This is a genomic window from uncultured Porphyromonas sp. (assembly GCF_938046015.1).
Classification (GTDB): Bacteria; Bacteroidota; Bacteroidia; order Bacteroidales; family Porphyromonadaceae; genus Porphyromonas.
In genome coordinates this window covers 17,608-43,196 of sequence record NZ_CALIXW010000036.1, presented here as the reverse complement: position 1 = coordinate 43,196, position 25,589 = coordinate 17,608, and the positions used below count along the sequence as shown (strand labels likewise).

Below are 25,589 nucleotides of genomic sequence, written 5' to 3'. Positions count from 1 at the left end.
CACGAGCTCCGCTAGGGATAGCCCTCAGCGCGCTGACTGATAGCCCTCGCACTTCTGAGGGACGTCCCTCAGCAGCCTGACTGATACCCCTCAGAAGCCTTCCCTTTATGCTTGGGCTTCGCCTAAGCATAGTAGCCTCTACCCTTGGCCTAAGGCTAGGAGGCCTTTGAGCTAGTCTAGAGGACGTGCAAGCCCCGCCTCCAGGAGGTACTCATTGCCACGGCTCTGCTCGGTATACGGGGTATAGCTGCAGGCCGCGACGGGGATGTGCAGCCTCCGAGCCGCCCGTACCGTATGCAGCGTACCGCTATCGAGGCCGCACTGCACGACCTGCACCTCCTCGGCGAGTGCCGCGAGTAGGCGATCCCGCTGCACAAAGCGCTCGCGGGCGACCCCGACACCAGGAGGGTACTCTGAGAGAAGGAGGCCGCCGTGCGCTAGGAGCTGCTCGGAGAGCTCGGCATGCTCCTCGGGATAGGTCACGTCAAGCCCCGTGGCGACGACAGCCAGCGTCGCCCCTCCTGCAGAGAGCGCCCCACGGTGCGCCTCAGCATCACAGCCTCGCGCCAGGCCACTGATGACTACCGCCCCACGTCGTACAGCCTCATAGCCCCGCTGGTAGGCTCGGGCTGCTCCCGCGGCGTCGGGCTGCCGCGTCCCCACGATACAGACCGTGCTCGGAGCCTGAATGAGCTCGCTATTGCCCCGACTATAGAGGAGGAGCGGACGCCCTGCTCCGAGGCGTCGCAGCCGCTGGGGATAGCTCGGGGCAAAGATGGGGTGGAGGCTAATCCCAAGCTGCTGGCAGCGCTCGAGGAGTGCGCAGGCAGTCGCCCTCCCCTGCTCTAGCTCTGCCCCATAGGCACGAAGTAGCGGCGGGAGGTCTAGCCCCAGCTCGGGCTCAGCCACCGCTGGGTCGAAGAGCTGCAGGAGCTCGCGACGTGCTAGCCCCGCTTGCTGCAGTGCTAGGAGGTCGATCAGGCGATTAGCTAAAAGGTCTGTCATCTCACCGAGAGGACGAAGTAAGTAAGGCTACCGCCCTACCCCATAGCGAGGGCAGGGCGGTAGCCTTAGTGATCTTAGGCGGGGAGTGCTGAGCTTATTTCAGCGCGCCGAGCTCACGCCCTACCTTGATGAAGGCGTTGATCGCCTTGTCGAGGTGGTGACGCTCGTGTGCAGCCGAGAGCTGGACACGGATACGTGCCTGCCCCTTGGGGACGACGGGATAGTAGAAGCCCGTGACGTAGATCCCTTCCTCGAGGAGACGAGCAGCGTACTCCTGGGAGAGCTTGGCATCGTAGAGCATCACAGCGCAGATGGCCGACTGCGTGGGTTTGATGTCGAAGCCCGCTGCCAGCATCTTGTCGCGGAAGTAGTTGACGTTCTCCATCAGCTTAGTGTGGAGCTCGTCACTCTCCTCGAGCATCTTGAAGACCTCGAGGCCTGCGCCGACGACTGCGGGGGGGATGGAGTTACTGAAGAGGTAGGGACGCGAGCGCTGACGGAGCATATCAATGATCTCCTTAGGGCCCGTGGTGAAGCCGCCGACCGCGCCACCGAAGGCCTTACCCAGCGTCCCGGTGTGGATGTCGATACGGCCGTAGCAGTCGAACTGCTCCGCCACGCCTCTCCCCGTAGCACCGACGACCCCTGCCGAGTGGCACTCATCGACCATCACGAGGGCATCGTACTTCTCTGCTAGGTCACAGATCTTGTCCATGGGAGCGACGTTGCCGTCCATGGAGAAGACCCCGTCGGTGACGATGATGCGGAAGCGTGCGGACTGGGCTTCCTTGAGTACGCGCTCGAGGTCCTCCATGTTGGCGTTCTCATAGCGGTAGCGCTGAGCCTTGCACAGACGCACACCGTCGATGATCGAGGCGTGGTTCAGGGCGTCGCTGATGATCGCGTCCTCAGGGCCGAAGAGCGGCTCGAAGAGCCCGCCATTGGCATCGAAGCACGCAGCGTAGAGGATGGTATCCTCGGTGTGGAAGTAGCGGGCGATGGCCTGCTCCAGCTCCTTGTGCAGATCCTGCGTGCCGCAGATGAAGCGCACCGAGCTCATGCCGAAGCCATGGCTATCCATAGCTGCCTTGGCCGCAGCCACGAGACGGGGATGGTCGGAGAGCCCGAGGTAGTTATTCGCACAGAAGTTGATGACGTCCTGTCCCGTGCTGATCTTGATGTCGGCCGTCTGTGGGGTGACGATGATGCGCTCACGCTTGTAGAGCCCAGCCTCATCGATGGCTTGCAGTTCCTTGGAGAGGAACTCCTTCATGCCTGCGAACATAGTACTTGTGTCTTAATGTAGGTATATTAACTGATAAGGGTAGCTGCAGCCTCGTGCTGCGCTACCCTTTTACTTGTGCTTACTGCTCTGCCTCGGGGGCCTCTTCCTCGTCGCCGTAGCTGGTGATGCCAGCGGAGAGGAGGATATTGTACCAGCTGAAGAGCTTCTTGATGTCCGAGGTGTAGACACGCTCTCTGTCGTAGCTGGGGAGGATCTCACCGAAGGTCTCACGCAGCGCATCGCCGTCCTTGAGGAGCTCTTCGGCGAAGGGTACCCCTGCCTGATGCTCCTGTACGCGGGTCAGCACCTCCGACAGAGGCACGTCCTCCTCGATGGTGAACATAGAGATATCCCCCAGCGAGACCACCTTATCCTTAGGGAGGATGGGCAGGCGCTGCTTCGTCTGTAGCGATTCGACGATGAGCGTATTCTTACCCTGCGATAGGAGGCGATAGAGCCCAGGCTTACCTGAGACGGAGAGGATGGTCTGTAACATATGATTGCTATGTGGTTCTATATATTGCTAGTGCAAATGTAAGCAATATCACGCTAACGAGGCCAGGAGGCTCGAGACCTGAGCCTCGAGATCACTGTTTAGCTCGTTGTAGAGCACGTGATCGGCCTCGGCGATGAGCTCCGCCTGGGGTCTCTGACGCGCCATACGCTGCCGTATCGCCTCCGCCTCCACCCCATCACGAGCCATCGCCCGCTCGAGTCTCAGCGCCTCTGAGGCCGCCACGACGACGACCCGATCGACATAGTGCCGTAGCCCCGAGTCTAGTAGAAGGGCACTCTCTAGGGCACAAAGCGCAGCGCCCGCCTCGAGCTGCTCGCGGCGCCAGCGCTGGAAGTCCTGACGCACGGCAGGATGCACCAAGGCATTGACCTGCTGGAGGAGCCTCGGGTCAGCGAAGATACGCGAGGCCAGCAGCGCTCGATCGAGGCGCTCCGTCTCGGTATCATAGACATCCCGCCCACAGAGCTCCTGCACTCCCTGCCGTAGCTGGGTATCCTCATCGTAGAGCTCCTTAGCCCGCCGATCGCTATCGTAGACGGGAAGGCCCGCCCCCTCGAGGAGGCGCGAGACGTAACTCTTGCCGCTACCTATACCCCCCGTCAGCCCGAGCGTGAGGATACGCGGCTCGCGGTAGGAATTACTTGGATCGTGTGTGCTCATGGTCCGACTCGATGACGTACTGGATACTATCGGGCTGTATGCTCCAGTACTTGACCCAGCTGGGCTTCTTGCTCAGCTCGACGGCTAGATTCTGCGGGTAGCGCAGCTGCCCATGTTCGTCTGGCGTAGGCTGAGGATAGTTGACGGTGAGAGCAAAGTCCTCGGGACGCACCTGCCCACTACGCGAATAAGGGATGCGCAGCTGGAGCGTGGCACGGCTAGGCAGTGGGTAGAGCGTCTGCCCCTCGGGCACATCGAGGACGGAGAGCGGTAGCGTGAGGCTACTCTCGATCAGGCGCTCGATGGCTAGGTGCACCTGGATGACCCGCGTCGAGGCATAGATGCCCTCGGGGAGCTGGAGCCCGACCTTGGTCGTCGTCGTCCCAGAGAGCTGCTCCTCGGCAAAGGCTGCCGTATAGATCTTGCTGATGCCATCGAGCTGCTCTCGTGAGCCGAAGATCGTCACCTCACTCGGCGTCAGCTCCCGATCCTGTACCGTGAAGCCCGAGACGATGGGAGGCAGCGCTCCCAGCTCTACGGGCACGACCTTGCGCTGCCTACGGTAGGAGGTCGCCTGGAGCGTCTGCGGAGTGATCTGGCTGACGCGCGCCGTATTGTAGAGGCGCTGACTGACAGCGTGCTGCAGCTCCTCCACGCTGAGGCTGAAGCCCACGGGGACGCCTTGGTCGAGCTTCAGCGGGACGTGCAGGACATTGACTCCGCGCGTCGCATACTCGAGGATGTGCGCCCCCGTATCCTCCAGCGTCACCTGGATCTCCTCCGGCAGACGCGTATTGATCCCTACCGCTGGCGGTACCGAGTCATAGCGGACGGGGATATGCAGCGTGTAGGTGAAGCGGCGCTCCATGCTCTGGATGAACCACAGGGCAGCGGAGAGCAAGACGAAGAAGAGGAAGGTCAGCAGCTGGCGGCTAGCTCCCTGCCGCCGAGGGCGCTGCTGGGGCTGCTGCCTGTCGGCATTCGTCGTGGGGAGGTTCTTTATCTCGAGACGCATCCTATATGATCTATGGGTCCTAGCAGGGCATAGGGGCTAAGGCCAAGGCTGCCCAAGGCTCCCAGCTAGGGGACAAACAGCGGGGCTGCCCTCCGAGCGCGGTACGCTCCGAGGGCAGCCCTCACGTGGTAGGATCTGCTCCTCTCTAGGGAGCGCTTATCGAGCTGAGCTATCGCCAGCAGGGAAGACCGAGCCCTTATCGACGCGTACACGCACGCCATCGGCGATCTCGACGACGAACTCCGTCTCCTTGATATCCTTGATGACGCCATAGAGGCCGCCACTGGTCACGATACGGTCATTGGTCCCGAGCGCCTCGCGCTTCTTCTGGAGCTCCTTCTGCTTGCGCTGCTGTGGGCGGATCATGAAGAAGTAGAAGATGACGAAGATCAGTACGATCATCGCTATATTCATCATACCTCCACCCTGAGAGGAGGCTTGTAGGATCGTCATTACCATTGTTTGTACTTGTTCTTAGTTCTTTTGAGAAAAGGTTGAATTATTGCTTGATGATCTTTCCACTATCCTTGAGCTGACGTGCTACAGCATCTAGCACCCCATTGACGAAGGCTGCACTGTGCGCCGTCGAATAGTGCTTGGCGAGCTCGACGTACTCGTTGATCGTGATATGCGTAGGGATGGCGGGGAAGTGGAGGAACTCGGTCACGCCTAGACGCAGCAACAGCGCGTCGATGTCGGCAAGGCGCTCGGTACTCCAACCCTCAGAGAGGACAGGCTCAATGAACTGCATATAGTCACCCCCCTTCATCAGGAGCTGGCGAAGGAGGTGACGGGCGAAGAGCTCGTCCTCCTCGTCGCGGAACATCGGTAGGATCTGCCCCTGCAGTCCCTCCTCCTCGGTGGCACGACGTAGCGTCTTCTCCAGAAAGTCTTTGACGACCTCTACGGGACCATTCTCCAGGCGTACAGCCTGGTAGGTACCGGCCTCACGGGCTGCCTGGAGGGCCTGCTGTAGCTGCTCCTCCTCACTGTGTGGACGCTCCTCTACCTCAGCCTTCTCGACCACGGCGAGGTCATCCTCCCAGTATATGGAGTGTGCCTCGAGGTACTCATTGAGGAGCTCGTCGCCCGCGATGAGCTGGTGGAAGGCCTCTAGCCAAAAGGCCTGGTCAGCGGCCCAGCTGTCACTGCGAGCATGAGCATAGTCCTGGTAGAGCTCGGAGTGCTCGATCTTACGCAGCAGATGACGCAGGAGTGCCTCATCGTCTTCCCAACGGAGGCCGAAGCCCGCATACCAGGCCGTGAGCTCGGGGGTCTCGGAGAGCTGAGCGGCTAGGCGGTTCTCGACCAGGCGCATATTCGGCGTACGCTCGGCCTGCGTGGCCAGATGCTTACGGCGGCGTACCTCGAGCACCTCGCGATAGAAGTCGGTAAGGGAAGGGATCAGCTGCAGTAGGTAGAGGTAGAGATCATAGGTACGCTGAAGGCTCAGCTCTAGATCTTGTTCAGCCGCTGAGAGGCTTAGCTCTCCTCGATGTAGGTGGGCGTAGGCCACTTGCAGCACACGGGTGCGTATCAGTACTCTGTTGATCATATCGTTTGATTCCTTGAGCTCTCGGGACGGATGACAGTACTCTTCGGTGTGACGACTACCAGTCCCTATGAGCAAAGATCACCAGGCTATCCTCTAGCTGTACGACAAAGATACGATGATTCGGCCAATTAGTACGCACCGCCTAAAGCCGAAGGAGCGCAAGCTACGATCCACAGCTCTCCCCTAGGGAGCATTCTCCTAAGGCTCCACAGCAGGCGAAGACGCCTAAGGCAATCAGCCCACACGCAAGGAGGACAGGCGCAAGGACTTGGCCTAGCCCGCCCAGCAGTGAGCCTTGAGCCTAGTCAGACGGGGGCTGAGGGATATCCTTCAGCATCGTGAGGGCTATCAGTCAGCAAGCTGAGGGACGTCCGTCAGCTCGCTGAGGGATATCCCTCAGCTTGCCTAAGAAGCAAGGACAGGGAGGCCCTTCGTAAGCTCCAAGAAGCACCAGCGACATACCTCATCAGCCGAAAGCCTCGGAAGGCCAAGGGGGCCGCCCAATAAAAAGCGAGCGCCCCACCTACCACTAAGGCAGGTGGGGCGCTCGTAATAAGCTCCTATAAGAGGAAGTGATCCGTGCTTAGGCTAAGAGCCTTAGATAAGTGCAGGAGGGATGCGGACGACCTTACTTGAGGCTCTTGAGGCTCTCGAAGCCTTCGCCGTAGACGCCCTTGACCGCCCCCTGCGAGACGAAGGCCTTAGGGTCAATCTCCTCAATGACGCGAGAGATGGCGACGGACTGCTGCTTGCGCACGACGACCAACAGCACCTTCTGAGGCTGCCCCGTATAGCCGCCCGTAGCCTCTAGGATGGTACAGCCGCGGTGCAGGCGTGAGGTGATCGCGTCGTTGATCTCCTTGTACTTCTGGCTGAAGATAAGGAACTGGATGGACTGCCTATTGCCACTGGTGTACCAGTCCATCGTGATGCCGAGCAGGACGACCTGGATGAAGGACATCACGATCTTGTCGAAGGCGACCAGCGGGTCAATCTTGATGTCCGCCAGATACACGTTGGCGATGAAGGAGAAGAGGACGATGGTGGAGTCCGTAGCCACATAGAGGCGGCTGAAGGACATGTTGCGATAGCGGCTGATAAGCGCCACGATCACATCCGTCCCACCCGTACTGCCGTTCACCGAGAAGACAAAGCCTAGCCCAAGCCCCGTCATCATCGACCCAAGGATAAGTGCCAGGAGCGGCTGATCCTTCAGTACCATCAGGTGCCAATAGGCCTCATTGCTGGGATCAGGGATCACGTAGCGCGTGGCTATAGGGACGATGACCGCCAGGAGACCAATGCCTATGAGCGTCTTGATGAAGAAGTTCTTATCAAGGAAGAGGAAGGCGATGACCAGCAGGGTAATGTTGATCAGGTTGTACGGCACGTCCACGGGCACCCCCGTGATGATGGTGATGATGTTGGAGATCCCCATCAGCCCCCCCGTAGTGACACGCTGGGGATAGATGAGGAAGCTGAAGCCCACCGTGTAGATGAGCACCCCAGCGAAGACGACAAGAAGGTCTCGCCAGAAGTACTTCGATACCAGCTGACGCGAGAGCTCCTCTCCTAGCTCCTTGAACTTACGCCCGAAGAAGTGCAGGAGGTTAAACTGAGCAGACATAGGTGATAGATATAATGAGTGGTAGTAGTAGCTAAGGGGAGCTAGAGGACGATGTTGATGATGCGCCCAGGGACGACGATCACCTTCTTGGGCGTCTTACCCTCGAGCCAGCGCTGCGCCTCCTCCGAGGCGAGCACAGCCTCCTGGATCTCGGCGGGCGAGGCCGCGGTGGGGAAGTTCATCGTAAAGCGTGTCTTGCCGTTGAAGCTGACGGGATACTTGACCTGGTCCTCTACCAGATACTCCTCGCGGCACTCGGGCCACTGCGCCGTGACGATCGTCGTCGTCTCGCCGATGGCGTGCCACAGCTCCTCGGCTATGTGCGGAGCGAAGGGTGCTAGGAGGATGAGTAGCGGCTGCAGCACCTCGCGGGAGCTGGCCTTGAGCGCCTGCAGCTCGTTGACACAGATCATGAAGGCAGCTACGGAGGTATTGAAGGAGAACTGCTCGACGTCCTGCGTGACCTTCTTGATCAGCTTGTGCAGGCTCTTCAGTTCGTCCTGGCTGGCCGCCCCGTCTGTGACGCGCAGCCCCTCAGCCCCGTAGTAGAGCGCCCAGAGCTTACGCAGGAAGCGGTGCACCCCGTCGATACCGTTCGTGTCCCAAGGCTTGCTCTGCTCGAGTGGCCCAAGGAACATCTCGTAGAGGCGCAGCGTGTCGGCGCCGTAGCGTTCAATGATCATGTCGGGGTTAACCACGTTGAACATCGACTTGCTCATCTTCTCGACCGCCCAGCCGCAGATGTACTTCCCGTCCTCGAGAATGAACTCAGCGGTGGCGTACTCAGGGCGCCAGGCCTTGAAGGCCTCGAGGTCGAGCTGGTCGTTGTAGACGATGTTGACGTCCACGTGGATAGGGGTCGTGTCGTACTGGTCGCGTAGGCCGAGCGAGACGAAGGTATTGGTATCCTTGATACGGTAGACGAAGTTGGAGCGTCCCTGGATCATGCCCTGATTGACGAGCTTCTGGAAGGGCTCGTCCTCGACGATGAGGCCGAGGTCGTAGAGGAACTTATTCCAGAAGCGGCTATAGATCAGGTGACCCGTAGCGTGCTCAGCGCCGCCGACGTAGAGGTCGACGCTACGCCAATAGGCGTTCTTCTCGGGGCTAACCAGTGCCTCCTCATTGTAGGGGTCCATATAGCGGAGGTAGTAGGCCGAGCTCCCTGCGAAACCAGGCATTGTGCTCAGCTCGTAGGGGTAGCCCTCGGCGGTATGCCAGCCCTTGGCACGGCCCAGCGGTGGCTGCCCGTCCGTCGTGGGGAGGAACTTATCGACCTCGGGGAGGTGCAGCGGCAGCTGATCCTCGGGGAGCGTGCGGGCTATGCCCTCAGCGTCGTAGTAGATAGGGAAAGGCTCGCCCCAGTAGCGCTGGCGGCTGAAGATAGCATCACGTAGGCGGTAGTTGGTCTGGACGCGGCCGAGGCCCTCAGCCTCAACATAGGCCTTCATCGTCGCGATGGCGTCGGCCACGGAGCAGCCATCGAGGATGCCCGAATTGATAAGCACGCCCTGCTTGCTGTCCTTGCTCTCCGTCCACTCGCTGGTATCACTGGGCTCCTCGCCCTCAGGGACGACGACCTGCACGATGGGCAGATCGAAGTGACGTGCAAAGGCGAAGTCACGGCTGTCATGCGCGGGTACGGCCATCACAGCACCCGTACCATAGCCGGCCAGGACGTAGTCACTGATCCAGATGGGTATAGCCGCACCCGTCAGCGGGTGGCGAGCATAGGCGCCAGTGAAGACACCCGAGACGCGGCGATCGGACATGCGATCGCGCTCGGTACGGCGGCGCGTGGCGGCGAGGTACTCCTCGACAGCCGCTGCCTGCTCTGGAGTGGTCACCTCGGCGACGTAGTCACTCTCGGGAGCGAGCACCATGAAGGTCACGCCATAGATCGTATCAACACGCGTGGTGAAGATCGTCAGGGCTCCCTTCTCCTCAGTGCCCTCGGGCGAAGCAAGCACGGGGAAGCACACCTCAGCACCCTCGCTGCGGCCGATCCAGTTGCGCTGCGACTCCTTGAGCGACTCGCTCCAGTTCAGCCCGTCGAGGCCACTCAGTAGACGCCCCGCATAGGCCGAGACGCGCAGACACCACTGCTGCATCTTGCGCTGCTCGACAGGGTGCCCACCACGTACGCTGACGCCATCGCTGACCTCATCATTGGCCAGCACGGTACCCAAGGCAGCACACCAGTTGACCATCGTCTCGCCGAGATAGGCCAGGCGATAGTTCATCAGCACCTGCATGCGCTTGGTCTCCGACCAGCTCTGCCAGTCGGCTGCCGTGAAGTGTAGCTCCTCGCCTTGGGCGACATCTAGCCCATCCGTACCCGAGCGCTCCAGCTGGGCCACGAGCTGAGCGATGGGGCGGGCCTTGTCCGCCGCCTTATCATAGTAGGAGTGGAAGAGCTGGATGAAGGTCCACTGCGTCCACTTGTAGTACTCGGGGTCCGAGGTACGGAGCTCGCGCGACCAGTCGAAGCTGAAGCCGATGCGCTCCAGCTGACTGCGGTAGCGCTGTATATTCTCCTCGGTCGTGACCTCGGGGTGCTGGCCCGTCTGGATCGCATACTGCTCGGCGGGGAGACCGAAGGCATCATAGCCCATAGGATGGAGTACGTTGAAGCCGCGTAGACGCTTGTAGCGAGCGAAGATATCCGAGGCGATGTAGCCCAGTGGATGCCCCACGTGCAGCCCTGCACCAGAGGGATAGGGGAACATATCTAGCACATAATACGCTGGACGCGTGCTGTCCTCAGTGACTCGGTAGACCTCGTGTGCGCTCCAGTACTCTTGCCAGCGAGCCTCTATCGCTCTAAAGTTGTATTCCATCTATGACCTTACTATGATGATACGTATTCCTTAAATAATCGTTGCGCCTACATATAGCTCCGTCAAGGGGTATAGGTAAGCGCAACACAAAGGTACATCATTTAGAGCAACCTCCTATTTGGCCTCGCCACGCGTCATACGGAAGGAGGTCTTGTAGAAGATGAAGAGCGGGATCGCGACCCCAACGCCAAGGGCGAACATCGTCAGGAGCGCGGTGATCGCATTGCTGATGATCATCGGGAGATACTGCTCCTGCATCTGTGTACTGCTAGTCTCGATGAAGCGGATCATCGCCAGGAGGGAGCGGTAGGCATACTGTCCTGGGATCATCGGGAGCAAGGCCGGGAAGGCAAAGACCTCGATCGGATAGCGCGCATAGAAGGCGAAGCCCACGGCCATGAAGCCAATAAAGATGGCGGCGAAGAAGGAGGCCACAGCGATGTTCACCTCTGCGTACTGCATCAAAGAGAAGCGGATCACATTGCCGAAGAAGGCTAGGAGCGGGGCATAGCGGAAGGCGGCAGGCGAGGGGTTACCAACGGCGGCGAAGCCGAGTGCTGCGATGGCGGCGAAGAAGCCCTTCTGAAAGATCAAGACGAAGTCCATAGGGAAGGCGTGTCGTATAAGGGATAGAGGCAAGGCAAGGGGATCAGAGCAGCGATAGGCCAAGCAGCAGGAGCGTACCACTGAGCCCGACCGTAATGCTCACCACGATCATAGCCGCGGTCATCAGGCGCGAGAGCCCATTGAGCATATAGCCGTCCAGCAGGTCCATGATGCCATTGATGAAGGGGACGCCGGGGATGAGGTAGAGGACGCTGGCCCCTAGGGCGATCTCAGGGGAGCCCTCCAGCCCCCACTTTGCCCCCAGCCCTACGATGAAGGAGGCAATAAAGGCAGAGAGGCATATCGTCAGGTAGATATAGGCGTGCCGTCTATTGAGCTCCTGCCGCAGCAAGAAGCCGAGGAAGGTCCCTAGGAAGACAAAGAGCGAGGAGACGAGATCGCCGCCGAAGAGCAGACACAGGCACATATTGGCCTGACTGATGAGGTAGAGCACGAGCCAGCGATTGACGGGCTGTGTGGTGAGGATGCGCTCGAAGCGTGCCTCCAGCTCCGCCAGATCGGGGTGGTTATCATAGGTGTACCAGCTCAGGCGGCTAAGCTCGGCATTAAGATAGAAGTTCAGGGGGCTGTGCTTATGCTGGCTCATGCCCGTCACGGGGTGGGCGTAGTCGAGGCGCTGATAGCTGCCCTCGGCTCCCTCCAGCACAGGGGTCAGCGTCATGGCGATGTTGCGCTGGAACATCATGATCGTCAGCTCATAGCCATAGGCATGGGCTATACGCGTCGTATTGACGACGATGCGGGAGGTCTGCACCCCGACGCTGGTCTGCGTCGTCGCGTAGCGCAGGAGGAACTCCAGGAGCTGCTCCTTGTCAATATCTCTTAGTGCTAGGGGGACGGACTGGGCCATAGTAGATGATCGCTGCCTTGGGGAGGTGAGTAGTACGCTGTCGTAAATGCAAGAAGAGTCCCCGCTAGTGACTGTGGAGACTCTCTTCTGATAAGGATACCCTTACTTAGTTGCGGAGGCAGGATTCGAACCTACGACCTTTGGGTTATGAGCCCAACGAGCTGCCACTGCTCCACTCCGCGCTATCTTTTTGCACTGCAAAGGTAGCACTTTTATCCATACGCTCCAAATCCATACCGAAACTCATCCCTCGACGCCCCCTCTATTAAGGTATCCCGCGCGCGAGAAGCAAGCCTAGACGGAGCCCCTAGCCTCCCGTCACCGAGCCAGAGAAGCAGCAAGGGCAGCCGCTCCATACGGAGCAGCTGCCCTTGCGCACTAAAGTCTTAGGCTTAGCCCAAGGCTACTACCCTACTGCTGGGCAGCAGCGGGCTTGACCTCGAGGAGTTCGATCTCGAAGACCAGCGTGCTGAAGGGAGGGATCTTGTCGCCCTGGTAGCGTGCGCCGTAGGCCAGCTCCTGAGGGATAGCCACCTTGATCTTCTCACCGACCTTCATCAGCTGGAGTACTTCGGTCCAACCCTTGATGACGCCGTTGACGGGGAACTCGACGGGCTTATCCTTAGACTCGTCGAAGACGGTACCATCGATGAGCATACCCTTGTAGTTGACCTTCACGACATCGTTAGCCGTAGGCGTAGCGCCCGTACCTTCCTTGATCACCTTGTAGGCAATACCGCTAGCCGTGGTCTTGACACCAGGCTCAGCAGCGAAGCTCTTGATGTAGGCAGCACCCTTGGTCTTGTTCTCACCATACTGTTGCTCCATCTGCTTCGCCATCTCAGCTTCCTGCTTCTTCTGCTCCTCCTCGTACTTCTTCTCGTAGTACTTCTGAGCGACAGCACCGAGGCTATCCACCTGGCCTACGCGCGTAGCGGAGTCCAGAGCCAGCGCCTTCTTGAAGCCAGAGAGGAAGAGGGCCTTCTTGTTCATCAGCGTGGAGTCTTCCTTGAAGCGCTGAGCAGCCTGTACACCCTGCATCTGACCTACGTAGTACCAGAGCTTGGTCGTATCGCTGTTGAAGCCTTCCTCGAAGCCCTTGAAGAAGAGTGCGGAGTCAATCTGCTGACCCTGAGCCTGAGCGCCCTTGATGGCGTTCATCAGCTCAGCAGCATTACTGAAGCCCATAGCGTAGGCTACGCTGTCTACGCTGTCCTTGGGCGTGGAGCCTCCCTGCTGGCAGGAGTAGGTACCGAGGGCCATGGCTGATGCAGCCAGGATCATTGCGAACTTTTTCATTGTCGTCTTATAGAATTGATTTGAAGTTTACTTACTTGGTGCGCTTAGTGCGCTTGCTCCCCTTTGTCCGAGGGCTAGCCTTGGTGCTGGAGCTGGGCTGTGCCTGTGCCTCAGCGACCTCGTCGGTGGCCTGGGGTGCGACGTAGGGCTTGATATCCAGGAGCTCGACCTCGAAGACGAGGGGCGCTCCAGGAGGGATCACCCCACCCGCACCACGCTCGCCGTAGGCCAGGGGCGCAGGGATGAGGAACTCGTACTTAGCCCCCTTAGACATCAGACCAATGCCCTCCGTCCAGCCCTTGATGACAGCACTCAGCGGAAGGGTCGCGGGCTCGCCGTGCTTGTAAGAGCTATCGAACTCCTTACCCCCATCGGCCAGTCGACCCACGTAGTTCACCACTACGGTGTCCTGTGCGCTGGGGTGCTGCCCCTCGGCAGCACGTAGCACGCGCCACTGGAGGCCACTCGCCGTCGTCTGTACGCCAGGGCGCTGAGCATTGAGGCGCAGCAGCGAGTCGGCACGAGCGCTACGCTCGCGTGCCTCTACAGCTCTCAGGCCATTGATATAGCCCTCATAGATGCGGCGTGCCTGCTCTAGGCTCAGCACCTGAGCGGGACGGCTGAGGAAGGCGTCGGCGAAGCCCTCGAGGATCTGCGCACGGCTCAGGCTATCGCCGGGCATACCTGCCATGGCAGAGGAGAAGGCCTGGCTATTCAGCACCCCAAAGGCATAGGCCACCGAGTCCTGCGCTGAGGGCAGGGCACTAGTGCGCGGCTTGAGGCGGGGGGAGCAAGCCCCTAGGAGCAGGGCCGTAGCCAGCCCAAGGCCCATTACAGCGGTCTTCTTCATCTAGCCTTACTTGATCGCGATGAGCTCAATGATGAAGATGAGCGTGCTGCCAGGCTGGATCATCTGCCCAGCACCACGATCGCCGTAGGCCAGGTCGGCAGGGATCGTAACCTTCCACTTAGAGCCTACGGGCATCAGCTGAAGGACCTCCGTCCAGCCCTTAATGACGCCCTGCAGAGGGAAGGTAGCCGTCTCGCCGCGGTCCATCGAGCTATCAAAGACCTGCCCGTTGATGAGCGTACCGTGGTAGTGGCACTCTACGCTGTCGGTGAGCTTAGGCTTGGGACCATCGCCTTCGCGCAGGATCTCGTACTGGAGACCGCTAGGCAGCGTGACGACGCCGGCCTTGTGGCCGTTGATCTTGAGGAACTCCTCACCAGCCTCCTTGTTGCGCTCGACAGCCTTGCGCTGCACCTCCTGGAAGTAGTCGTTGATGATCTGCTTCGCTTCGTCGTAGCTCATCTCGGGCTGTACCTCGTCGTAGACGGCGCGTACGCCCTGTAGGAAGTCCTCGAAGATCAGTTCGTCAAAGCCCGAGGCACGGAAGTTCTGCCCGATGCTTAGCCCTAGGGCATAGCTTACCTTGTTCATATCCTTTGTATATAATGTACCTAGTGTGTCCGCAGCCCTATGAAGGGCGAGGCAAGAGCCCGCACCACAGAGACTGGGATAATACGGAGACAAAGGTAATGAATTTTACTGCACTACACTAGAGGCTGCGCCAAGCGCCTCAGGGCGGAGGCAGCAGCCCCTCCCCCCTCCCTAGCTTAGGACGAGACGAAGGGGCACCAAGCCCACGCCAAAGCTCGGGTCTAAGGGGGAGGGTTGCTGAGGGATATCAGTCAGCGCGCTGAGGGATACCCCTAAAGCGCGCGAGGGATAGCAGTCAGGCGGCTGACTGCTATCCCTCGCGAAGCTAGGAGCAGGCTATGAGCGCGCTCCGTCCCCTCTGGGACTATACTGGGGAGGCTGGGCTAAGCCCGCCGCTCGGCAACATTCCCCGAGCCGACTCCCCGCTCCCTAGGAGACGAGCCCTAGGGCGTAGAGGATGAAGGCGTACTCAAAGGCCGTGTCGCGTATCCCGCTGTAGCGCCCCGTAGCGCCGCCGTGGCCCGAGTCCATATTCATGCGCAGCAAGAGGAGCTCATCATCCGTCTTGAGACTACGGAGCTTCGCCACATACTTGGTCGGCTCATGGAAGAGCACCTGCGAGTCATTGATTCCGCCCGTGACGAGCATGGCAGGATAGCGCTGCGCACGGAGGTTGTCATAGGGGGAATAGCCCTTCATATAGTGGTAATACTCGGGTTCATTGGGATTGCCCCACTCCTCGTACTCCCCTGTCGTCAGAGGTAGACTATCGTCGAGCATCGTCGTCACGACGTCCACGAAGGGCACCTGGGCGACGATGCAGCCGAAGAGCTCAGGCCAGCGATTGGCCACTACCCCCATCAGCATACCGCCCGCACTGCCCCCCATAGCGGCTAAGCGCTCGGGGGAGGTATAACCCTCATCCAGGAGGAGACGAGCGCAGGCAGCAAAGTCAGTGAAGGTATGCTCCTTCTTGAGGAACTTGCCATCCTCGTACCACTGCTCCCCGAGTTCGCTCCCGCCACGGACCTGGGCCAGCGCGTAGACGAAGCCACGATCCACCAGGCTAAGGATAGAGACGCTGAACTGTGCCTCCATCGAGATCCCATAGCTCCCATAGCCGTAGATCAGGGCAGGTGCCGAGCCATCGCGCTTGAGACCCTTGCGGTAGAGCAAGGCCATAGGGATGCGCGTCACCCCGTCCTCGGCCAGCGCCCAGCGACGCTCCACGACGTAGTACTCTGGCTGGTAGCCTCCGCCTACCTCCTGCTGCTTGAGCAGTCGACTCTCACCCGTCTCGAGGTCGTACTCATAGAGGCTGCTGGGTCTATTAGGCGAGGAATAGGTGTAGCGCACCTTGCGCGTGGTGTACTGGCTGCTACCTCTCAGAGCCAGCGTATAGACGGGCTCGGGGAAGGCGACCTCCCGCAGCGGCTGCCCCAGCGGATCAAGGATGCGGATCTGCGAGAGCCCCTCGACGCGCTCCTCAGTCACCACATAGTGCTCGTAGATGCCGAGACTCTCGAGGCGCACCTCAGGGCGATGTGCGAGGATCGTACGCCAGGAGGAGCGGTCTGCCACGCCCTCGAGGCTCGTCGCATAGAGGGCGCCGTTGAGCTGCTCCTTATCCTTATAGTATAGGTAGAGGCGATCGCGGTGCGTCAGCACCGAGTAGCGCACGTCGGGCTGGCGAGCTAGCAGTAGCTTGGGCTCCGTGTCCCGACCGTCCGCAGCGAGGTAGTACTCCTCGCTACTGGTGCTACTCGAGCAGGAGATGAAGAGGTATTCGTGCGTCTTGGTCTCGCTGACGCTGCAGGAGAAGCGGCTATCCAGCTCCTCGTAGATCAGCTGCCCCTCGGTCTCGTCGAGGCGCTGACGAAGGACGCGGCTAGAGCGCAGCGTCTCGTCGATCAGGCTGTAGTAGATGGTCTCACTATCCTCAGCCCAGGCCAGCGAAGCAACGCCCGCGATGCACAGCGGCAGCTCCTGCCCCGTCTCGAGGCTCTTGATCCTGAGGTCGAACTCTGCATAGGAGCCCGTCGTATTGGACATATAGGCCACCCAGCGATTATCGGGGCTGACGCTGTAGCCAGCGAAGATATAGGCGGGCTGCCCCTCGGCCATGAGGTTGACGTCGAAGATCAGTTCGCCCCCCTCCACCTCCTGCGGGCGCTCACTCCAGCGCTCCTCGAAGGCCTCTTCCTCGTAGCGGTAATAGCTGGGGTACTGCTTGCCCTGCTCGGTACGGGTATAGTAGTAATAGCCACGGCGCAGTGTGGGATAGCTCTGGTCGGTCTCCTTGATGCGCCCCACGATCTCCTGATAGATCTCCTCCTGCAGCTCCTGGGTCGAGGCCATCACCTGCTCGGTGTAGGCATTCTCTGCACGGAGGTAGTCCTGCAGCTCGGGGAGCTCCTTGTCCCGCAGGTAGTAGTAGGGGTCGATACGTAGGTCGTCGAGGTGACGCAGCTCCTCGGGGCGCGGAGCCACACGAGGGGCTGGGCCGAAGGCGGATTGCTTAGGCTTATTCATGAGGATAGGGATGGTAGCTAGCTTGGAGAATAAGGGGACTCTCGGGCCCCATATTGAAGAGGAGATCGAGGATACTGAGCTCCGGGACGAAGCCACGAGCGGGTCGATCGAGCTGATGATAGGCTTGGGGGAGGTAGGCAGGGGGCAGTGTGCCCTGCTTGGGGCGCAGGCTATAGCGGTAGTCCGCCTCGTGGCAGTCCAGCGGCGTGAAGGTCTCGGTCGGGCAGAGGCAGGCCGTGTCGATCTCAAGCAGGGGACAGAGGTGCAGCAGTAGCCTGAGGTTCAGCCCCCAGAGGCTATCATCCTCGGGGGCGCTCCACAGCGCCTCCAGTTCGTCGATATAGTACTCGTAGTAGGGACTAGCGCCGTAGGCCGTAGTGAGCGTCTGATGCCAGACGGCACGCCACTGGCTATGCGTCGAGAGGCGCACCTCAGTGATGGGGGTCTTCGTCCCCTCAGGGAGCTCCACGGGAATGCTCAGTGGCTGCACGCCGTTAGGCCCGAGGATGTAGCAGCGATTGCGGTAGCTCTGCTTGATGTAGTGCTCGGCAGCTTCGAGGCCTACCCTACCCGACTGGTGATGATACAGGAGGGTGAAGTAGCTGATGGGAGGTGCCAGCGCCGTAGAGAGCAGGAGGTCGTAGTACATCAAGGATAGACGAAGGGGCTGCGCGTGCCGAGGCCGAAGAGCAGACGCCCCACGATGGCCTCACGCGGGATAATCCCTAGGTGACGTGAGTCAGGCCCCGAGCTGGTATCGTCTGCCAGCACCCAGTAGTAGTCCTGGGCGAAGGTGTAGAGCGCTCGCTCACTGAGGCGCTGCATCCATCGGGCGGAGTCCAGCCCCAGCTGACCACGCCCTGGGTGCAGGCGCTCCTCAGCGCGCTGCTCCTCCAGGAGGGCTTCGCGATAGGCCACGAGGCTCACGGGACTCAGGGGATAGACGCCCTGAGCACGCGGCAGACGTAGCGCGTAGTGCTCGCGCACGTTCAGGGCACGGCGATGATCGAGCGTGCGGCGGCCATTGACATAGAGCAGTCCCTGTCGCAGCTCGAGGCTGTCGCCAGGCAGACCGACGACACGTCCCGCCACGAGGCTAGGCTCTGAGGGCTTCGCTAGTCCTAGGCGGCCTAGGTCGATGAGGACGCAGTCACCGTACTCAGGCTCGAAGCTCTTGAGCACCAGCACCCACGCCCCACGGGGGTAGCTCGGCGACAGAGCGCTGGTCTGCAGCGTCAGCGGCATGAAGAGGAAGGCGCGTAGGAGCAGTACTAGGAGTACGACTCCCAGCGGCAAGGCTCCGTAGCGTAGTAGGCTAGGAATATGGCGGCGCTTACTTCCCATTGATGAAACGCATCATCCGCCCCCAGCGGATCCCGCCAGAGAAGAGCGGACGCTCGCTATTGATGGAGAGCCAGAGGAAGGCGGGCTTACCCACGATATGATCCTCGGGCACGAAGCCCCAGTAGCGGCTGTCGGCAGACATGTGCCTATTGTCCCCTAGCATGAAGTAGTAGTCCATCGCGAAGGTATAGTGCGTCGCGGGACGACCATCGATGAGGATCACCCCATCGGGGCGCTGCTCCAGCTGGTGCCCTTCGTAGGCACGGATGCAGCGGGCATAGTAGGCGAGCGTCGCTGGGGTGAGCTCGACCGTCAGCCCCTTACGGGGGATGAGGAGTGGCCCGTAGTCATCACGCGTCCAGCCCGTAGCGTAGCCCAGTGGGTAGACTTGCCCGCTGAGCTCAGTCGTCGTACGCTCCACCCCAATGCCCTTGACATAAGGCTCAGCCTGCAGTACGCGCACCATCTCAGCCGTCAGAGGCAGGTGATAGATAAGGCCGTAGCCACGCGAGCCCTCGGACTGGAAGGCCAGCTTCATCTGTGCGAGGAAGGGAGAGAGGTCTCCCCCATCGCTCGTACGGTAGTCGTAGATGAGCTGCACATCTCTGTCGTTGATCTCCAGCTGGTCGAGGAGCTCCTGCGGCAGCGGCGTCCCGTCGGTCTGGACGAAGTAGTTGAGCTGCATCTGACGCGGATTGGCCATAGCCTTACCATTGATGTAGAGCTGATTGGCACGTAGCTCTACCGTCTCCCCAGGCAGGCCGACACAGCGCTTGACATAGTGGTCGCGACGGTCTACAGGACGAGCGACGACCTCGCCGAACTGCTGACGATCGCTCCACACCTGCTCACGCCCATACTGAGCGCACAGCGTATAGTAGTCGGGGTTCGGCATCGAGAGTGCCACCGTATCGCCTGCGGGGAAGTTGAAGACTACGAGGTCATTACGCTCCACCTTACCCAGCCCCTTGAGCCTGCGGTAAGGCAGTGAAGGGCTATCGAGGTAGGACTTATGCCCGAAGGCCGTATTGTGAGCTAGCGGCAGCGCCAGCGGCGTCATCGGCACGCGCGGCCCGTAGCTGAGCTTATTGACAAAGAGGTAGTCCCCGATCAAGAGCGTCTTCTCCAGCGAGGAGGAGGGGATGGCAAAGTTCTGGAAGAAGTAGGTGAAGATGATCGAGACCGTCACCACAACGAAGACAATATCCTCCAGCAGCCCTCCCAACAGGCGTACCATACCGTTGGGGTGCTCCTTGAGGTAACGCCAGGGGATGAAGCGCGTGAAGTAGAAGTCTACCAAGAAAGGCAGCAACAAGAGCCAGCACCAGCCCGCCCAGAAGGCGAAGAGCAGGAGCAGTACAATCATAATCCCGCCCTTGATGCGGCGGATGAGGAGCTGACGAGGACTGAGCCCCGAGAGCGGGTATCTATTCATAGGGAGAGGAATATACTTAGGATTAACGAGACTGCACGAGATCCTCCATCGTCAGCCAACCGCGATGCGTGGCGGCATATTCGGCTGCGAGGACAGCGCCGTGGGCAAAACCTTCGCGCCCAAAGGCCTCGTGCGTCAGCTCGATGCGATCTACCCCGGAGGTGAAGCTCAGGCTATGCGTTCCTGGGACTTCGCCCTCACGGTAGGCCACGACGGGCAGCTCGTCCTCCGCAGCCGTCCCGAGCGTCCAGCGCTCGAGCTCTGGGCGCTCGGCCAGCACCGTCTCGGCCAGCGTGATGGCCGTACCGCTGGGGGCATCCAGCTTGTGCACGTGATGCGTCTCGCTCATGCTCAGGCGATAGTCAGGCGCCAGCTGCATCAGTCGAGAGGCCTGTGCCACGAGCTGACGGAAGAGGTAGACGCCGATACTGAAGTTGGAGGACCAGAAGAAGGTCTTCCCCTCCCGCTCGCAGAGCGCCTTGAGCTCGGGCAGGCGCTCGCTCCAGCCCGTAGAGCCAGAGACCAAGGGTAGGCCGCGCTCTAAGGTCTTCAAGCAGTTGGCATAAGCTGCCTGGGGGGAGGTGAACTCGATGGCTACGTCCGCCGAAGCGAAGCGCGGATCGTCGAAGAGCGCCTCCTCGCCTCGGTCTATCCTGAGCACGACCTGGTGGCCACGCTCCTGAGCGATATGCTCGATGATGCGTCCCATCTTGCCGTAGCCGATGAGTACTATCTTGAGTTGTTTCATCCTTGACTAGTCTATACTAATAATAGGTATGCGCGCGAGGGCAAGCTCCAGCCCTAGCGCAGCGCGAGCTTAGAGCAAAGATACAAATACTGAGGGGAATGCCCCAGCCTGTACCCAGTCACAGCTCCCCCATAGAATGGTAGCCGCGCCCTCCTCGGTAGCCCGATCCCCCACCCGAGGGATACCCATCAGAGCGCTGAGAGTGCAGTTCTGCCCCAGCAGCGCATTCAAGGCGCCGTGGGTAATGGTGATCTAAAAATCATCGAGGAGGACGACCCCGACATCTTCTATCGGGATCGTCCGTGATGATACTTTACTAGGGGAACCCTGTCTTAGGTGTACCTCAAGCTGTCTGTCCCTAAGCGACAGATAAGCAGGATCCCCAAAGTAAAGCGTGCGTGTTATCATGATACAAGCTTTGATGGCTTAGGGTAGGCTCAGCTGTCGCCCAGAGGGCGCTGCATCGGCACGCAGCTGCCAGAGCTGCATGAGGGGGACGATGCGGCAGCCCATGCCGAGGATCTCGGCGGGACGCTGGTCTTCGTCGAGGACGATGAGGGACCACCCTATGGATCCGACCCCGAGGTCGAGACCTAAGACTTTTTTCATGCTATACTGTTATTAGTACCTTACACGTTGACGGCTTGGTACAAACGTAGCCAAAATCAAGGAATAAGCCAAATAACTTAGCTCCCACTAGGACAAGGAGTAGCGCCCCCGAGCTCCCGTCCCCAAGCCGAAGCGCCCTAAGGGAAGCGAGGCACTTAGCGCACCGCCCCACTCCCTAGGGCACGCCACAAGGGACGAGATGAGCTACATCGCTTTTTTTCGTACCTTTGCAGCGGCTAAGAGACCAGTACGTGGACAGATTTGTGATGCTTGCAACCACGCGAAAAAATGCTAAACCCGTCACGCCGCCCCCAGTAGCCTAGCGGCTCGAGCGCTGCGGCAGGACAGAGTGAACGCCCTTATCGCGCCTTGGTTGCCCCACTGCAGCCAAGGCTTTTTACGTTATAGGCGCTCAGCCTCCTATCAACCAAATAACTACAAGATATATAGCTATGAGCTACCTCTTCACCTCGGAGTCCGTCTCCGAAGGACACCCCGACAAAGTCGCAGACCAGATCTCCGACGCCATCCTCGACCACTTCCTCGCCCTCGACCCGCAGTCCAAGGTCGCCTGTGAGACCCTCGTCACGACAGGGCAGGTGATCCTCGCTGGCGAAGTCAAGAGCAAGGCCTACATAGACCTCCAGGAGATCACCCGCGAGGTCATACGCCAGATCGGCTACAACAAGAGTGACTACTGCTTCGACGGCAATAGCTGCGCCGTGCTCTCCTCGATCCACGAGCAGAGCGCCGACATCAACCGTGGGGTAGACCGTACACGCCCTGAGGAGCAGGGAGCTGGAGACCAGGGGATCATGTTCGGCTACGCCTGCCGTGAGACCCCCTCCTATATGCCCCTGACCCTTGACCTCTCACACGCGCTGCTGGAGGAGCTAGCACGCATCCGCAAGGAGAAGCGCGAGCTGATGCCCTACCTGCGCCCCGATGCCAAGAGCCAGGTCACGGTCGAGTACAGCCAGGGGGGTAAGCCTCTGCGCATCGACACCATCGTCATCAGCACGCAGCACGATGAGTTCATCCAGCCTGAGGACAAGAGCCCCGAGGCGCAGGCTGCAGCTGATGCCGCGATGCAGGCCAAGATCACGGCCGACATCCGCCAGCACCTGCTACCCCGCGTCTTTGCTGGCTACGCTGCTGAGTTCGAGCAGATCGAGCACACGGACTTCAAGCTCTACGTCAATCCGACGGGTAAGTTCGTCATCGGAGGCCCTCACGGAGACACGGGCCTCACGGGGCGCAAGATCATCGTTGACACCTACGGCGGTCGTGCAGCGCATGGTGGGGGCGCCTTCTCGGGTAAGGATCCCTCTAAGGTAGACCGCTCGGCAGCCTACGCCGCGCGCCACATCGCCAAGAACCTCGTCGCCGCTGGCGTCGCAGATCGCCTCCTCGTGCAGCTGGCCTATGCCATCGGGGTAGCCGAGCCCATCAGCATCTTCGTCAACAGCTACGGCACGTCCCACGTAGGGCTGAGCGATAGCGAGATCGCTGCGCGTATCCAGCAGCTCTTCGACCTACGCCCCTACGCCATCGAGCAGCGCCTGCAGCTGCGCAAGCCTATCTACCAGGCTACGGCGAGCTACGGACACTTCGGACGTGAGCCCCGCCGCGTGACCCGCACGGTCAATAACTACGACGGTAGCACGCTGAGCCTCGACGTCGAGCTCTTCACCTGGGAGCGCCTCGACTACGTAGATCAGGTGCGCGAGGCCTTCGGCATCCAGGCCTAGCAGCTCCAGCTCCCTCTTAGGAGCTAAGCCCATCCTCTACTAGCCCCGATAGACGGCACCTGCCGCGCTATCGGGGCTAGCTGCTTCTATCGGGACTAAGCAGCGCCTCTCCCCCTACCCTTCCTATATATAATCGAAGGGAGGACAGTCAAGTCGCCGTGAACTGCGCCCATAGAGGGAGCCCTCGTGAGGGATATCAGTCAGAGCGCTGAGGGGCATCCATCACGAGCATGAGGGGTAGCCGTCAGCAGGCCGAGGGATATCCCTCACAGAGCTGAGGCTAAGGCCTCACCCTGCGGTATCCTCCTTACGTCCTTTGCCAGGAGCTCTTGTAGCAGCCTTCGCAGTCTACTCGTGAGGCTACAAGGGCTAAGGGCAAGGCCTACCGCACCGCCTATAGCTCCACCATCCCGGGGCAGGGAGCAAGAGCAGCCTACCTTGAGCCTTAGCAAGAGATCAGCCCTCTGCCCGCAGCTCGGGATGCGGTGATATGCGCCGAATGTCCTAAATTTGTAATATCCTATATGTAGGGTATAGCTTACCCTGCGAGGCAACGAACAAATGGACTTAGACACCAGCTATCTACTTCCCTCCCCTGAGGCGCTTGGCGATGTCGCCGATCGCTTCATCCGCGAGGTGCTGCCCCAGAGCAGAGTCTTTGCCTTCCTAGCTCCCATGGGGACTGGGAAGACCACCTTCATCAAAGCCCTCTGCGAGCGCCTAGGAGTGAAGGATGTGATCAATAGCCCCACCTTCTCCATCATCAACGAGTATCAGGCTGAGCCCTCGGGACAAGTGATCTATCACTTTGACTGCTACCGACTGGAGCGGCTGGAGGACGCGCTCAATCTTGGCGCCGACGACTACCTCCAGAGCGGCGCGATCTGCCTCATCGAGTGGCCCGAGGTCCTCGAGCCCCTACTCCCCGAGGATACATTATATATAGAGCTGCGTGAGTTGGCCGACGGCACGCGCGAGCTCCGCATACGTGCCGAGGGAGGGGTGGGACGATGATGAACCTCTTCGAGACAGGGCACGCACGCGAGCGCGGGAGCATCGAGCTCATCTGCGGATCGATGTTCAGCGGCAAGACGGAGGAGCTGCTGCGCCGCCTACGCAGGGCCAAGATCGCAGGGCTGCGCGTGGAGATCTTCAAGCCCAGCATAGACACCCGCTACGACGTAGAGCAGGTCGTCTCCCACGACCAGAATGCCATCCCCTCCAGCCCCGTATCAGGCTCCTCCAGCATCCTGCTCATGGCCTCCGACGTGGATGTCATCGGGATCGATGAGGCACAGTTCTTCGACGAGGGCCTGATCTCCGTGGTCGAGCAGCTCGCCGACCAAGGCGTGCGCGTCATCATCGCAGGGCTGGACATGGACTTCCAGCGGCGCCCCTTCGGCCCTATGGCCGAGCTCTGCTGCATCGCGGACAATGTAGACAAGATACACGCCATCTGCGTCGAGTGCGGCAGCTGGGCCAACTATTCCTACCGCCTGGTAGCGGGCGACCAGCAGGTCATGCTCGGGGAAGCCCAGGAGTACAGCCCGCTCTGTCGCAAGTGTTACCTCAATCACCAGCATACATCACACGAAAGCAAGAACCTATGATCCGCCGTACCTACCTCACCATGGCGCTAGCTAGCTCCCTCGCCCTAGCGACCACCTCCAGCTGCATCATCGCCGTGGGTAATGACCGCAGCGTCATGACGCCCAAGGCCAGCCCCGAGGCGATGAGCCCCACGCTGGGAGGCAAGCTCTATACCTCGGCCTGGATCCAGCGCTCCGCCGAATACAAGGCCCTCTGCCATCAGGCCTACAACATCGCCACTGAGCGACTCCTGGCCGCCACAGCCCGAGGCGGGCACCGCTGGGCTATCGTCACCGACATCGACGAGACGATCGTAGACAACAGTGCCAACTCCGTGCACCAAGCCCTCAAGGGAGAGGACTTCACCCAGGCCTCCTGGGACAAGTGGTGCGACCAGGCCTCCGCCATCGCGCTGGCTGGTGCCGTCGACTTCTTCCGCAAGGCGGACTCCCTCGGGGTACAGATCTTCTACATCTCCAACCGTGATGAGGCCAACCGTGCGGGCACGCTGCGCAACCTCCGCAGCCTCGGGCTACCGCAGGCCGACGACCAGCACCTGATGCTGCGCGATGCCTCCCGCAACTCGGACAAGACGGCACGCCGCAACGCCGTACTCCAGCAGTACGAGATCCTGATGCTCCTCGGGGACAACCTCGGGGACTTCGACCACGTCTTCGACAGCAAGCAGGAGCAGACGCGTGAGGCAGCTGTGGCGAAGCTCTCCCGCGAGTTCGGCCGACGCTTCATCGTGCTGCCCAACCCCAACTACGGCACCTGGGAGCCCGCTATGAACGGCGGTTACCTTCCCCTCAAGGAGCGCGACAAGAAGCTCCCCCAGCTCCTTCGTAGCCACCCCTAA

At 60.4% G+C, this 25,589-nt stretch carries 24 protein-coding genes and 1 tRNA gene; 4 read left to right on the top strand and 21 right to left on the bottom strand.

Annotation, left to right across the window (positions count from 1 at the left end):
• Window positions 1–171: 171 nt before the first annotated feature.
• From Q0248_RS04215 to Q0248_RS04115, 21 genes are all read right to left on the bottom strand, one after another.
• Window positions 172–1,005 (bottom strand): DNA-processing protein DprA, encoded by an 834-nt coding sequence (locus Q0248_RS04215; RefSeq protein WP_299320076.1) that lies wholly within the window; start codon window positions 1,003–1,005, stop codon window positions 172–174.
• Window positions 1,006–1,099: 94 nt separating this feature from the next.
• On the bottom strand, window positions 1,100–2,290 hold the full coding sequence (gene kbl / locus Q0248_RS04210; RefSeq protein ID WP_299320073.1) for a glycine C-acetyltransferase: 1,191 nt from the start codon (window positions 2,288–2,290) through the stop codon (window positions 1,100–1,102).
• A 79-nt stretch (window positions 2,291–2,369) separates the two neighbouring features.
• Window positions 2,370–2,786 (bottom strand): DUF5606 domain-containing protein, encoded by a 417-nt coding sequence (locus tag Q0248_RS04205; protein ID WP_299320071.1) that lies wholly within the window; start codon window positions 2,784–2,786, stop codon window positions 2,370–2,372.
• Window positions 2,787–2,834: 48 nt separating this feature from the next.
• Entirely contained in the window at window positions 2,835–3,467 is a 633-nt protein-coding gene (gene coaE / locus Q0248_RS04200; RefSeq protein ID WP_299320069.1) for a dephospho-CoA kinase, read from the bottom strand.
• Window positions 3,445–4,482 (bottom strand): CdaR family protein, encoded by a 1,038-nt coding sequence (locus tag Q0248_RS04195; protein WP_299320066.1) that lies wholly within the window; start codon window positions 4,480–4,482, stop codon window positions 3,445–3,447. The genes coaE and Q0248_RS04195 overlap by 23 nt, the downstream gene beginning before the upstream one ends.
• Window positions 4,483–4,638: 156 nt before the next feature.
• Complete coding sequence (gene yajC, locus Q0248_RS04190) at window positions 4,639–4,941, bottom strand: preprotein translocase subunit YajC (RefSeq protein ID WP_299320064.1); 303 nt, start codon at window positions 4,939–4,941, stop codon at window positions 4,639–4,641.
• 40 nt (window positions 4,942–4,981) lie between these two features.
• Complete coding sequence (gene nusB / locus Q0248_RS04185) at window positions 4,982–6,037, bottom strand: transcription antitermination factor NusB (protein WP_299320061.1); 1,056 nt, start codon at window positions 6,035–6,037, stop codon at window positions 4,982–4,984.
• A gap of 628 nt (window positions 6,038–6,665) precedes the next feature.
• Window positions 6,666–7,664, bottom strand: a complete 999-nt coding sequence (locus tag Q0248_RS04180; protein ID WP_299320059.1) for a YitT family protein — start codon at window positions 7,662–7,664, stop codon at window positions 6,666–6,668.
• Between the two features lie 41 nt (window positions 7,665–7,705).
• A complete protein-coding gene (leuS, locus tag Q0248_RS04175) occupies window positions 7,706–10,504 on the bottom strand; it encodes a leucine--tRNA ligase (protein ID WP_299320057.1) in 2,799 nt (932 codons plus the stop codon).
• Window positions 10,505–10,618: 114 nt separating this feature from the next.
• Window positions 10,619–11,110: a threonine/serine exporter family protein gene (locus tag Q0248_RS04170; protein ID WP_299320056.1), complete on the bottom strand. Its 492-nt coding sequence runs from the start codon at window positions 11,108–11,110 to the stop codon at window positions 10,619–10,621.
• Between the two features lie 43 nt (window positions 11,111–11,153).
• Window positions 11,154–11,981, bottom strand: a complete 828-nt coding sequence (locus Q0248_RS04165) for a threonine/serine exporter family protein (RefSeq protein WP_299320053.1) — start codon at window positions 11,979–11,981, stop codon at window positions 11,154–11,156.
• Between the two features lie 110 nt (window positions 11,982–12,091).
• Window positions 12,092–12,163: transfer RNA gene (locus Q0248_RS04160), tRNA-Met, on the bottom strand.
• A gap of 229 nt (window positions 12,164–12,392) precedes the next feature.
• Entirely contained in the window at window positions 12,393–13,280 is an 888-nt protein-coding gene (locus tag Q0248_RS04155) for an FKBP-type peptidyl-prolyl cis-trans isomerase (protein WP_299320051.1), read from the bottom strand.
• A 31-nt stretch (window positions 13,281–13,311) separates the two neighbouring features.
• On the bottom strand, window positions 13,312–14,130 hold the full coding sequence (locus Q0248_RS04150) for an FKBP-type peptidyl-prolyl cis-trans isomerase (RefSeq protein WP_299320050.1): 819 nt from the start codon (window positions 14,128–14,130) through the stop codon (window positions 13,312–13,314).
• 6 nt (window positions 14,131–14,136) lie between these two features.
• Entirely contained in the window at window positions 14,137–14,721 is a 585-nt protein-coding gene (locus tag Q0248_RS04145) for an FKBP-type peptidyl-prolyl cis-trans isomerase (RefSeq protein WP_299320049.1), read from the bottom strand.
• A 429-nt stretch (window positions 14,722–15,150) separates the two neighbouring features.
• Window positions 15,151–17,253: a S9 family peptidase gene (locus Q0248_RS04140; protein WP_299320047.1), complete on the bottom strand. Its 2,103-nt coding sequence runs from the start codon at window positions 17,251–17,253 to the stop codon at window positions 15,151–15,153.
• The gene (locus Q0248_RS04135) at window positions 17,246–17,902 is read right to left on the bottom strand and encodes a WbqC family protein (RefSeq protein ID WP_299320046.1); all 657 of its coding nucleotides are present in this window, start codon (window positions 17,900–17,902) and stop codon (window positions 17,246–17,248) included. The genes Q0248_RS04140 and Q0248_RS04135 overlap by 8 nt, the downstream gene beginning before the upstream one ends.
• Window positions 17,902–18,597 (bottom strand): signal peptidase I, encoded by a 696-nt coding sequence (gene lepB, locus Q0248_RS04130; protein ID WP_299320043.1) that lies wholly within the window; start codon window positions 18,595–18,597, stop codon window positions 17,902–17,904. Before lepB (Q0248_RS04130) ends, Q0248_RS04135 begins: the two co-directional genes overlap by 1 nt.
• Entirely contained in the window at window positions 18,587–20,032 is a 1,446-nt protein-coding gene (gene lepB / locus Q0248_RS04125) for a signal peptidase I (protein ID WP_299320041.1), read from the bottom strand. Before lepB (Q0248_RS04125) ends, lepB (Q0248_RS04130) begins: the two co-directional genes overlap by 11 nt.
• Window positions 20,033–20,054: 22 nt before the next feature.
• Window positions 20,055–20,780: a dihydrodipicolinate reductase C-terminal domain-containing protein gene (locus tag Q0248_RS04120; protein WP_299320039.1), complete on the bottom strand. Its 726-nt coding sequence runs from the start codon at window positions 20,778–20,780 to the stop codon at window positions 20,055–20,057.
• Window positions 20,781–21,206: 426 nt separating this feature from the next.
• Window positions 21,207–21,389 (bottom strand): hypothetical protein, encoded by a 183-nt coding sequence (locus Q0248_RS04115; protein WP_299320038.1) that lies wholly within the window; start codon window positions 21,387–21,389, stop codon window positions 21,207–21,209.
• A 452-nt stretch (window positions 21,390–21,841) separates the two neighbouring features.
• On the opposite strand from Q0248_RS04115, the gene metK reads away from it, so the two are divergent.
• The 4 genes from metK to Q0248_RS04095 all read left to right on the top strand — a co-directional run bounded on the left by metK (window position 21,842) and on the right by Q0248_RS04095 (window position 25,589).
• Window positions 21,842–23,140, top strand: a complete 1,299-nt coding sequence (gene metK, locus Q0248_RS04110) for a methionine adenosyltransferase (protein ID WP_299320035.1) — start codon at window positions 21,842–21,844, stop codon at window positions 23,138–23,140.
• 561 nt (window positions 23,141–23,701) lie between these two features.
• Window positions 23,702–24,154, top strand: a complete 453-nt coding sequence (gene tsaE / locus Q0248_RS04105) for a tRNA (adenosine(37)-N6)-threonylcarbamoyltransferase complex ATPase subunit type 1 TsaE (RefSeq protein ID WP_299320033.1) — start codon at window positions 23,702–23,704, stop codon at window positions 24,152–24,154.
• Complete coding sequence (locus Q0248_RS04100) at window positions 24,151–24,750, top strand: thymidine kinase (protein WP_299320030.1); 600 nt, start codon at window positions 24,151–24,153, stop codon at window positions 24,748–24,750. The genes tsaE and Q0248_RS04100 overlap by 4 nt, the downstream gene beginning before the upstream one ends.
• Window positions 24,747–25,589 (top strand): 5'-nucleotidase, lipoprotein e(P4) family, encoded by an 843-nt coding sequence (locus Q0248_RS04095; protein WP_299320027.1) that lies wholly within the window; start codon window positions 24,747–24,749, stop codon window positions 25,587–25,589. The genes Q0248_RS04100 and Q0248_RS04095 overlap by 4 nt, the downstream gene beginning before the upstream one ends.